The 10351-nt window shown below is 73.4% G+C and carries 7 protein-coding genes; 5 read left to right on the top strand and 2 right to left on the bottom strand.

Annotated features, from left to right (window positions below; translation table 11 throughout):
- Positions 1-33 precede the first annotated feature (33 nt).
- Positions 34-1335 (top strand): nicotinate-nucleotide--dimethylbenzimidazole phosphoribosyltransferase, encoded by a 1302-nt coding sequence (locus FRAEUI1C_RS08810; RefSeq protein WP_232425348.1) that lies wholly within the window; start codon positions 34-36, stop codon positions 1333-1335.
- Between the two features lie 48 nt (positions 1336-1383).
- On the opposite strand, the gene FRAEUI1C_RS08805 is transcribed toward FRAEUI1C_RS08810, so the two are convergent.
- Positions 1384-2910, bottom strand: a complete 1527-nt coding sequence (locus tag FRAEUI1C_RS08805; protein WP_013422946.1) for a leucyl aminopeptidase — start codon at positions 2908-2910, stop codon at positions 1384-1386.
- Positions 2911-3071: 161 nt separating this feature from the next.
- On the opposite strand from FRAEUI1C_RS08805, the gene gcvT reads away from it, so the two are divergent.
- The 3 genes from gcvT to sucB all read left to right on the top strand — a co-directional run bounded on the left by gcvT (position 3072) and on the right by sucB (position 7799).
- On the top strand, positions 3072-4202 hold the full coding sequence (gcvT, locus tag FRAEUI1C_RS08800) for a glycine cleavage system aminomethyltransferase GcvT (RefSeq protein WP_049807138.1): 1131 nt from the start codon (positions 3072-3074) through the stop codon (positions 4200-4202).
- Positions 4203-4569: 367 nt separating this feature from the next.
- Positions 4570-5958 (top strand): dihydrolipoyl dehydrogenase, encoded by a 1389-nt coding sequence (gene lpdA, locus FRAEUI1C_RS08795; protein WP_013422944.1) that lies wholly within the window; start codon positions 4570-4572, stop codon positions 5956-5958.
- A 398-nt stretch (positions 5959-6356) separates the two neighbouring features.
- A complete protein-coding gene (sucB, locus tag FRAEUI1C_RS08790; RefSeq protein ID WP_013422943.1) occupies positions 6357-7799 on the top strand; it encodes a 2-oxoglutarate dehydrogenase, E2 component, dihydrolipoamide succinyltransferase in 1443 nt (480 codons plus the stop codon).
- A 214-nt stretch (positions 7800-8013) separates the two neighbouring features.
- Here the strand turns inward: sucB and FRAEUI1C_RS08785 are convergent, their stop codons facing one another.
- Positions 8014-8502: a DUF1203 domain-containing protein gene (locus FRAEUI1C_RS08785; protein WP_013422942.1), complete on the bottom strand. Its 489-nt coding sequence runs from the start codon at positions 8500-8502 to the stop codon at positions 8014-8016.
- Between the two features lie 301 nt (positions 8503-8803).
- On the opposite strand from FRAEUI1C_RS08785, the gene FRAEUI1C_RS08780 reads away from it, so the two are divergent.
- Complete coding sequence (locus FRAEUI1C_RS08780) at positions 8804-10312, top strand: HNH endonuclease signature motif containing protein (protein ID WP_013422941.1); 1509 nt, start codon at positions 8804-8806, stop codon at positions 10310-10312.
- Positions 10313-10351: the final 39 nt, after the last annotated feature.

Genomic DNA, 10351 nt, shown 5'->3' with positions numbered 1-10351 from the left:
CGGCGCTCGAAGCCATCGGGTAGTAAGAACGCTGTGGAGAACCCGCAGAGCGCCCGCGCCGGGACCGCGACCCCAGGCTCCGAGTCCCCGGGGGCCCCGGCAGCCCCGGCCGGCGCAGCCGCGGACACCGAGAACAACCCCAACGCGGCCGGCCTCACCGCGGCTGTCCCCATCGAGGTCGACGCGGCCCCGGCCAGCGAGACCGACCCGGCGCCCGCGGCTCCTGCCGCGAGCGGGCCGGCTCCGATCGACCCGGTGCCCGAGCCGGATGCCGCCGTCGCCGCCGCCGAGCAGGCCGCCGCGCGCGCCCGGGCGCGGGCGCTGGACCTGCCGGCGGACGGGCTCGGCCGGCTGGCCGAGGTGTCCGTCTGGATCGCCGCCGCGCAGGGCGTTTCGCCGCCTCGGCCGATCACCCGCGCCAGGGCCCTGCTGCTCGCCGCCGACCACGGCGTCGCGACGGCAGGCCTGTACCCGTGGCCGGCCGGCGCCACCGCGCGGCGGGCCGCCGCCGTGGCCACGGGCGGCTCCCCGCTGGCCGTCCTCGCCCGCCGCGCCGACGTCGGCCTGCGGGTCGTCGACGTCGCCATCGCCGAGCCGGCCGGCGCCCCCGCTCCCGCCGCGGCCGCTCCCACCGACGGCTACCGGGTGCGCGGCGGCAACGGGCGGATCGACCAGGAGGACGCGCTGACCGTCCCCGAGCTCGACCTGGCGTTCGAGACCGGCCGGCGGCTGGCCGACGAGGAGATCGACGGTGGCGCCGACCTGCTGGTCGCGGGCGCGCTCGGCGTCGGCGCGGACACCGCCGCCGCGGTCGTCGTCGCCGCGCTGCGCGACCTGGAGCCGATCGACGTCGTCGACCGGGGCGACGGGTCGGACGACGAGCGATGGATGCTGCGCACGGCGGCCATCCGGGACGCGCTGCGCCGGGCCCGGCCGTTCGCCTCCGACCCGCGCTCGGTGCTGCGGGTCGCCGGCGGCGCGGACCTGGCGGCGCTCGCCGGCCTGCTGGTCCAGGCCGCGTCGCGACGCACTCCGGTGATCATCGACGGCGCGCCGGGCTGTGCGGCGGCGCTGGCCGCCGAGCGGATCGCGCCCGGGGCGCGGGCGTGGTGGCTGGTCGGCGCCGAGTCCGGCGACCCGGCGGCGAAGCATGTCGTCGGCACGCTCGGCCTGCGGCCGCTGGTCGACCTGAGCACCCGCGCCGACGACGGCACCGGCGCGCTCGCGGCCGCGGCGCTGGTGATCGACGCGGTGGAGACCGCCGTCGACCTGGACGCCGCCGCCGCGACCGTCCGCCACGCCGACGACGAGCTCAGCATCCCGGACATCACCTGACGGACCCCCGGCCGGCACCGGGCGGGGGGTCCGTCAGGCGGTTGAGCGTCAGGCGCTGGCCCGGTCCTCCGCGAGCTGGACGAGGGTGCGCACGAGGGCGCCGGTGCCGGCCTTGGGGGTGTGGCCGTAGGGCTCCCCGCCGTTCCAGGACGGGCCAGCGATGTCGAGGTGCGCCCACGGGATGCCGTCGGGGACGAACGCCGCCAGGAAGTGGGCGGCGACGAGCATCCCACCGTCCCGGCTGCCGTTCGTCGGGACGTTCGCGAGGTCGGCGACCGTCGAGTCGAGGCCCTTGCGCAGCTCCGGCGGCATCGGCATCGGCCAGACGGCCTCCCCGGTGGCCTTCGCGGCGGCGGCCACGGCCTCGACGGCGGCGTCCCGGCCGAGCAGGCCGGTGGTCCGCTGGCCGAGGGCGACGATCTGCGCGCCGGTCAGGGTCGCGATGTCGATGACCATGGCCGGCTCCTCCTCGGTCGCCCGCACCAGCGCGTCGCCGAGCACGAGCCGGCCCTCGGCGTCGGTGTTCAGCACCTCGACCCGGGTGCCCCCGCGCAGGGTGATCACGTCACCCGGCCGGATCGCCGTTCCGGACGGCATGTTCTCCGCGCAGGCCATCCAGCCCACGATCCGCGCCGGCACCCTCAGCCGCGCCACGGCGACCATGGCGGCGAGCACCGAGGCCGCGCCGGCCATGTCGGTCTTCATCCACTCCATCGACGCCGGCGGCTTGAGCGACAGGCCGCCCGAGTCGAACGTGATCCCCTTGCCGACGAGGGCGAGCGTCACCGGGGCGTCGGCGCCTCCGGTGCCGGGCCACTCAAGCCGGACCAGCCGGGACGGGTTCGTCGAGCCCTGCCCGACACCGAGCAGGCCGCCGTAGCCGCCGTCCGCGAGCTCCTTCTCGTCGAGGACCTCGACGACCAGCCCGGCGGCGGTCGCCTCCTGCTCGGCGATCTCGGCCAGCCGGGCGGGCGGCAGGTGGCCGGGCGGGGTGTTCACCAGGTCGCGCACCAGCCGGACCGCGTCGGCGACGGTGGCGGCGTGCTCGACCGCGGCGGTGGCCGCGTCGAGGCCCGCGTCGTCGACCAGGACGACGATCTCCTCGACCGGCGCCAGGCGGCCCTTCGCCGACGTCGTCCGGAAGCTGTCGAAGCTGTAGGCACCCAGCAGCGTGCCTTCGGCCACCGCGCGCACGGACTCGGGCGTGGCCGCGCCGCCGGCGAGCGCCAGCGTCGTCGCCACCCTGGTGGTCCCGGCGAGCGCGCGTGAGGCCGTCCCGGCCGCGCGCCGCAGCGCCTCGAGGTCGAGATCGCCATTCGTCGCCGGACCCACGCCGACCGCGACCACGCTGCCGGCCTGGAGCGCGCCGAGGGTGGCGAACCGGACGACGTCGCCGGCCCGCCCGGTGGCGCCGACGTCGGCGAGCACCTTGGCCAGCCGGCCGCCGAGCGCCGCGTCCAGCTCGGCCGTGCCGCCGAGGGGCACCGGACCGTCGTCGCCGGCCGCGGTACCGATCACCACGGCGTCCACGTCCAGGGTCTTCAGCGCTGCTACGGCGGCGGAGGCGGAGGTCATGTCCAAAGCCTAATCAGCATTGCGCCTGTCGCAGGCCACCCCCACCGATCCGGCCAACGTGATCGGCCTGACGCGACCGGGCTGACGTTTCCGGCCCGGCCGGCCGCCCGGTGGCGGCGCTGACCGGTGCCGGGCGGCCCGGCCCGGCTACGCTGCGGCTCATGGCCGACGTTTCTGGCGCCGACGTTCCTGGCACCCCAGCCCTGCTGCGCACCCCGTTGTTCGACCGTCACCTCGACGCGGGCGCGAAGCTGGCCTCGTTCGGCGGCTGGGAGATGCCGATCGAGTACGCCGGCGCGGGGGTGCTCGCCGAGCACAAGACCGTCCGCGAGGCCGTCGGTGTGTTCGACGTCAGCCACCTCGGCAAGGCACGCGTCGCGGGTCCCGGCGCCGCGGCGTTCGTCAACGCCACGCTGACCAACGACCTCGGTCGGATCCGCCCGGGCCAGGCCCAGTACACGCTGTGCTGCGACGAGTCGGGCGGCGTCGTCGACGACCTGATCGCCTACCTGTACGGCGACGACGACGTGTTCCTGGTACCGAACGCGTCGAACACCGCCGAGGTCGTGCGCAGGCTGGCGGCGACCGCCTCCCCTGGGCTCGAGGTGACCAGCCTGCACGAGTCCTACGGGGTGCTGGCGGTCCAGGGCCCGCGGGCGGCCGACGTGCTCGCCGCGCTGGGCCTGCCGACCGAGGGCGAGTACATGAGCTTCCGCGACGCCGACTGGAAGGGCCGGCCGGTGATCGTCTGCCGCTCCGGCTACACCGGCGAGCGCGGCTTCGAGCTGCTGCCCCGCTGGGAGCACACGGTCGAGGTCTGGGACGCGCTGCTGGCTGCCGCGGCCGGCGTCGGCGGGCGGGCCTGCGGCCTGGGCGCCCGCGACACGCTGCGCACCGAGATGGGCTACCCGCTGCACGGCCAGGACCTGTCGCTCTCGATCAGCCCGGTCCAGGCCCGCTCCGGCTGGGCCGTCGGCTGGTCCAAGGAGCGGTTCTGGGGCCGGGACGCCCTGCTGGCCGAGCGGGCGGCTGGGGCCGCCCGGTTGCTGTGGGGCCTCAAGGCGCTCGACCGGGGCATCCCGCGGCCGCACATGCGGGTGCTCGACGCGGCCGGCGCCGACGTCGGCGAGGTCACCAGCGGGACGTTCTCGCCGTCGCTGCGGGTCGGGATCGGCCTGGCGTTGCTCGACCGCTCGGTCGCCGAGGGCGACGAGGTGGGCGTCGACGTCCGCGGCCGCCGCTCGCTGATGACCGTCGTGCGTCCCCCGTTCGTGCCTTCTTCGCCCAAATAGGCGCCGTGCCGCGCGGGCATCGGCCCGCCCGTGACCGTGCGATTTTGGTCACGCCGTTTGGCCGCCGCCGATTGCCGTATTTCGGGAGGTTCCGGTCTCCGACGGGCTCCGAACGGTGCCCAGCCACGGTTCGTCCCTGGACCGGACCCCTGCCGGTGTTCCCCGTCCCACATTGGGGCGGGCGGACCGGGGCCTGGCCAGGCACGCGACAAGCGAGCGGGCCAGCGCCCTTCGAGCCACGGCCCCAGCGCGTGAAAGACTAGGTCGGTGGGACCGACAACGGTTCCGCACGGGCGGCCGGGCGCGCCCACCACTGTCCGCGTCCGAGCGCCCTGCCGACTACGAGTAATGAGAAGGGGCCATTGGCGTGGCAGAATCTGCGGCCGGTCCCGTCGACCTTGTCATCCTCGGTGGTGGAAGCGGCGGATATGCCGCCGCGCTGCGTGCCGCGGAGCTCGGACTGAGCGTCGTCCTCGTCGAGAAGGACAAGCTCGGTGGCACGTGCCTGCACCGCGGGTGCATCCCGACGAAGGCGCTGCTGCACTCGGCGGAGATCGTGGACAACATCCACGAGAGCGCTACCTTCGGCATCCTGTCGACCCTGAACGGGATCGACATGGCCAAGGTGAACGAGTACAAGGACTCGGTCGTGGGCGGCCTTTTCAAGGGCCTGACCGGTCTGGTCAAGTCGCGCGGCATCGAGGTCGTCGCGGGCACCGGCAAGCTGACCTCCCCGACCACCGTGACGGTCGACGGGCGGGTCATCGAGGGCCGGAACATCATCCTGGCGACGGGGTCGTACTCGCGGACCCTGCCCGGCCTGGAGCTCGACCACGAGAAGATCATCACCAGCGAGGACGCGCTGACCCTCGACCGGGTGCCGAGCTCGGTCGTGGTGCTCGGCGGCGGTGTGATCGGCTGCGAGTTCGCGTCGGTGTGGCGTTCCTACGGCGCCGACGTCACGATCATCGAGGCTCTTCCGCACCTGGCGCCGCTCGAGGACGAGTCCAGCTCCAAGCTGCTGGAGCGCGGCTTCCGCAAGCGTGGCATCAAGTTCAAGCTGAAGACCCGGTTCGCCGGGGTGAAGACCACCGACCACGGGGTCACCGTCTCGCTGGAGGACGGCTCGACGGTCGACGCCGAGCTGCTGCTCGTCGCGGTCGGCCGCGGCCCGGTCACCGACGGCATCGGCTACGACGAGGTCGGCGTCGCGATGGAGCGCGGCTTCGTGCTCGTCGACCGCTCCCTGCGCACCAACATCCCGAACGTCTTCGCGATCGGCGACATCCGTCCTGGCCTGCAGCTGGCGCACGTCGGCTTCGCCGAGGGCATCTTCGTCGCCGAGCAGATCGCCGGGCTGAACCCGACCCCGGTCGACTACGACAACGTTCCGAAGGTCACCTACTCCTCGCCCGAGGTGGCCTCGGTCGGGCTCACCGAGGTGGTCGCCAAGGAGCGCTTCGGCGCGGACGCGGTCACCAAGGTGACCTACAACCTCGCCGGGAACGGGAAGTCCCAGATCCTGAAGACCGCCGGCGCGGTCACCGTCATCGCGGTCAAGGACGGGCCGGTGGTCGGCGTGCACATGGTCGGCGACCGGGTCGGTGAGCTGATCGCCGAGGCGCAGCTGATCACGAACTGGGAGGCGTACCCGTCGGACGTCGCCCAGCTGATCCACCCGCACCCGACGATGTCGGAGGCACTCGGCGAGGCGCATCTCGCCCTCGCGGGCAAGCCGCTGCACACGCACGACTAGCCGGTCCGGGGCGGCGGCCACCGGCTGCCGCCCCGGCCGGGGTGCCTGCCGGAGCGGCGCCGGTTCCCCGTCAGATCGGCGTAGCCGATCGGGGAGGCCGTCGGTCCGGGAGGTCGAGGTACCACCCGCAACCAGCCAGGCACCCGCCGGCACCCGGTCCACCGAGTGCCGGCAACGCGTTCGCACGGCGCCCAGCCGGCCGGCGGACGCCCACCCGGACGCGGCGCCGTGCCGCCCATCAGCCCGCCGACCACCCGGTCGGCGGACCGTTGGGCGGGGCGACGCCGCGACGCGGCGGGCGACGCGGCCGGGGATCCCGCCGGATCGGCCACTCCGATCCGGCGGACCCGGGTCGCCACCGCGCGCACGGCCCCGGATGACACAGGAGTCCCGCAGGAATGTCTGTATCCGTCACGATGCCCCGCCTGGGCGAGAGCGTGTCCGAGGGCACGGTCACCCGGTGGCTCAAGCAGGAGGGCGAGCACGTCGAAGCCGACGAGCCGCTCCTTGAGGTCAGCACCGACAAGGTCGACACCGAGATCCCGGCGCCCGCGTCCGGCGTCCTCTCGTCGATCAAGGTCGCCGAGGACGAGACCGTCGAGGTCGGCGTCGAGCTCGCGGTGATCGAGGACGGTGCGGCGGCTCCCGCTGCCGCGCCGGCATTGGCCGCGGCGGCCGCTCCCGCGCCTGCGCCCGCCCCGGCTCCCGCTCCCACGCCGCCGCCGGCTCCCACTCCCCCGCCGGCGCCCGTCGCGGCCGCTCCGCCGCCCGCGCCCGTCACTCCGCCGCCCGCGCCGGCGCCGGCGCCGGCTCCCGTGCCGGTCGCTCAGGCTCCCGCGCCGGTGACCACCGCCGCGTCCAACGGCGAGGCCCGTTACGTCACCCCGCTGGTCCGCAAGATGGCCGCCGAGCTGGGTGTCGACCTGGGCACGGTCAAGGGCACCGGCCCCGGCGGCCGGATCAGCAAGCAGGACATCGTCGACGCGTCCAAGGCCGCCCCGGCCGCCGCGCCGGCTCCCGCCCCCGCCGCGGCCCCGGCGCCGGTTGCCAGCGCGCCGGCCCCTGCCGCGGCGCCGGCGCCCGTCGCCGCCAAGGCTCCGGTCGCGCCCGTTCCGGCCCTGCGCGGCAGGACCGAGAAGCTCTCCCGGCTGCGCACCGTCATCGCCAAGCGGATGGTCGAGTCGCTGCAGGTCAGCGCCCAGCTGACCACCGTCGTCGAGGCCGACGTCACCAAGATCGCCAGGCTGCGTAACCACGCGAAGGACGCGTTCTACGCCCGTGAGGGCGTGAAGCTGTCGTTCCTGCCGTTCTTCGCGATCGCCGCCTGCGAGGCGCTGCGCGAGCACCCGGTGCTGAACTCCAGCGTCGACACCGCCGCCGGCACGATCACCTACTACGACGTCGAGCACCTCGGCATCGCGGTGGACACCGAGCGTGGCCTGACCGTTCCGGTCATCCACAACGCCGGGGACCTGAACCTCTCCGGCATGGCCCGCAAGATCGACGACCTGGCCAAGCGCACCCGCGCGAACCAGGTCTCGCCGGACGAGCTCAGCGGCGGCACGTTCACCCTGACCAACACCGGCAGCCGCGGCGCCCTGTTCGACACCCCGATCCTCAACCAGCCGCAGGTCGGCATCCTGGGCACCGGGACCGTCGTGAAGCGGCCGGCCGTCGTCGAGGACCCGAACCTCGGCGAGGTCATCGCGGTGCGTTCCACGGTCTACCTCGCGCTGACCTACGACCACCGGATCGTCGACGGCGCCGACGCGGCCCGTTTCCTGACCACGGTGAAGGCCCGCCTCGAAGAGGGCTCCTTCGAGGCCGAACTCGGCCTCTGATCCAGGGCTCCGGCTCCTGTCGGCCCCGTCGCGTCCCCGGTGGACGTGGCGGGGCCGACCGCGTTTCGGGGGCACGACTCTCGTCTGACGACGGCGGGCGCGCTGCCCGCTCGAGCCGATCCGGATCGAGGCCGGGCCCGGGTCAGGCTCGTCTGTTCCCGGTGCGCTCCGTGACCCGTCCGCGCCTGCTGAGTGTGTTCCGGCGACGTCGTGGTCAGCGAGCGCGGCCGACCCGGGTGGCCCAGCAGCCACGGCTCGCGTTGTGGACGTGAACGTGGTCGCACGCCGCGAGGGCGAAGAAACGGTCGAGCGTCGCGGCCAGGCTGGTGCCTTCGATCACAGCAGCGTCGATCATCATCGCGCCCGTGTCGAAGGCGCGGACCGACAGCTGCCGGCCGGTGAGCTGCGCAGGGAGGGTGGTCAGGTCCTGTGGGGGCTCGCATCCGCCGCGGTGCAGAAAGATCGGGCTAGCTGACCGGTACGGGCTGTCGGTGGTGAACGGATCGTGGGACACGAGGACCACCTCCTCGCCAACGGCCGCGTCCCGAAGGCACTGCCGGCAGGGATAGCCCGGGTGGACGTCCGCTGTGTACCTGGGTGCGTCCGGGCTGCTGGCACGTAGCCGGTCGGCCTCGCCAGGATCGATCGGCTGAAGGCGGTAGGTGACGGTGGCAGGGCCCGGGGCGGCGGCGATCACGGTCATGCGACCATCATCCGGGCGCTGGCCCGGCTTATCTGGCAGGTTTCCGCCACCTCGCTCCTCGGTCGTCGCCGGGCCCGGCGCCCCTTGGGAGACGATCGCTGGCCGAAGGCCGTCCATCTCGTGAGAGACCGGTGACGCCATCGTTTCCCATTCCATTCTTCAGCACGGCGGCGCAATGTATTGATGCGACAGAGAACATCGGGAAATGTTGCCTGAAGCGTTTTCGCCGACCTAATTCGACTCGTCAGGCGCCCACGTTCGCCGCGCTTGCACATTTCCACCACGGCGATATCATGAACCCATGTTCGAAGCACGTGGCGACCATGCGCCGTCGTCCCGCAGCGGGTCCCCCGACGGCATTTACCCCGGGATCCCGTCAACCCACGATTCCTTTGCCGTCTCTCCGAGCAGCAATCCGCCGGCAAGCGACCCTTCGTCCAGCAACATCCCTCCGCCAGATTCCGCGATCGTCATCGGACTGCTCGGGCGGCTGGACGCGGTCGACGCGACGTTCGACGACATTCTCGACGGATTGACTGTCTGTGACCCGGCGGCGACGTTGTCGCTGGCAGCCCGGTTGGCGCGGCTGGGCGCCAGGTTGGAAGGGGTGACCATCCGCACGCACGTGCATCTCGCGCGACTGCGTCCGCCCGGTCTGGGTGACGAGACCGGCGACCCATACTCGGCGTTCGCTGCCGACGAACTCGCGGCCGAGCTGGCGCAGTCACCACGGACGATGTCGAGCCGGCTCGCGACCGCCTGGGAGATCGCCGAACAGTTGCCCGCCGCGCTGGCCGACCTGACAGCCGGTCTGCTCGACCACACCCGGCTCGCCGCGTTGCACCAGCTCACCGCGTGCCTCACCGCCGAGCAACGAGCGACCGTCGAGGCGGCGATGCTCGCCGGCGGCCGGCTCGCTTCCCCACCGCGGTGGCGCCGGAAGATCCACCGACTGGTCGCCCGGCTCGATCCCGATGCCGCCGCGAAACGCCGCCGACGGGCGCGAGCCGACCGCATGATCGGCATTCAGGCGCTCGACGACGGCATGGCAACGCTGACCGCCGTACTGACCGCCGAGGACGCCCGGGCGATCTACGACCGGATCAACCAGATAGCCAGAACCGACGCCCGCACCGACGGCGACACCCGCTCGATCGACGCCCGGCGCGCGGATGTGCTCGCTGCGCTGCTCCTTGGCAACCGCCGCGAGCACGTCACCGTGGAACTCCAGGTCATCGCCTCCGTTGGCACCCTGGCAGGCCTGGACGACAACCCGGCCGAGCTCGTGGGCTTCGGCCCGATTCCCGGCGAGGCCGGCCGGGCGTTGGCCGCCGACGCCCGCTGGCGACGCGTCCTGACGGACCCCGTGACGGGCACCGTTCTCGACCTCGGCCGACGCAGGGTCCCGACCCCGGAACTGGCGCGGCTCATCCGCCACCAACAAAGCCGCTGCGTGTTCCCCGGCTGCGGCATGCCCGCGGCTCAGACCGATATCGACCATACCGTCGCCCACACCGAAGGCGGCCGTACCGCGCTGGATAATCTAGGCCTTCTGTGCCGACACCATCACCGCGCTAAACACAGCGGAGACTGGCACTTGGACCAGCCCCGACCCGGCGTCTTCCATTGGACCAGCCCAGTCGGCCGGAAGTACATCATCGACACTCACAACAATGATGAGGAAGCCCTTCTCCCCAACGAGGACCATCGCGACTTGGCCTCCCCCATACCCGACTCGATCCGGGCACGATCCGACCGCCAGCCGGTGCCCCACCAGCGGGTTCAGCTAGACGATCCCTGCCGCTTCTAGCGCCTCCGAGAAGTTTCGCGCGGCCCGAAGTCTCCACGA

This window comes from Pseudofrankia inefficax, from assembly GCF_000166135.1.
Lineage (GTDB): Bacteria > Actinomycetota > Actinomycetes > Frankiales > Frankiaceae > Pseudofrankia > Pseudofrankia inefficax.
The sequence above is the reverse complement of the archived record's forward strand: the minus strand, read 5'-3'. Positions and strand labels throughout refer to the sequence as shown.

Coding starts and splice junctions, on each gene's coding strand:
- sucB (WP_013422943.1), top strand. CDS start 6,357: ATGTCTGTATCCGTCACGATGCCCCGCCTGGGCGAGAGCGTGTCCGAG.
- gcvT (WP_049807138.1), top strand. CDS start 3,072: ATGGCCGACGTTTCTGGCGCCGACGTTCCTGGCACCCCAGCCCTGCTG.
- FRAEUI1C_RS08780 (WP_013422941.1), top strand. CDS start 8,804: ATGTTCGAAGCACGTGGCGACCATGCGCCGTCGTCCCGCAGCGGGTCC.
- FRAEUI1C_RS08805 (WP_013422946.1), bottom strand. CDS start 2,910: ATGACCTCCGCCTCCGCCGCCGTAGCAGCGCTGAAGACCCTGGACGTG.
- FRAEUI1C_RS08785 (WP_013422942.1), bottom strand. CDS start 8,502: ATGACCGTGATCGCCGCCGCCCCGGGCCCTGCCACCGTCACCTACCGC.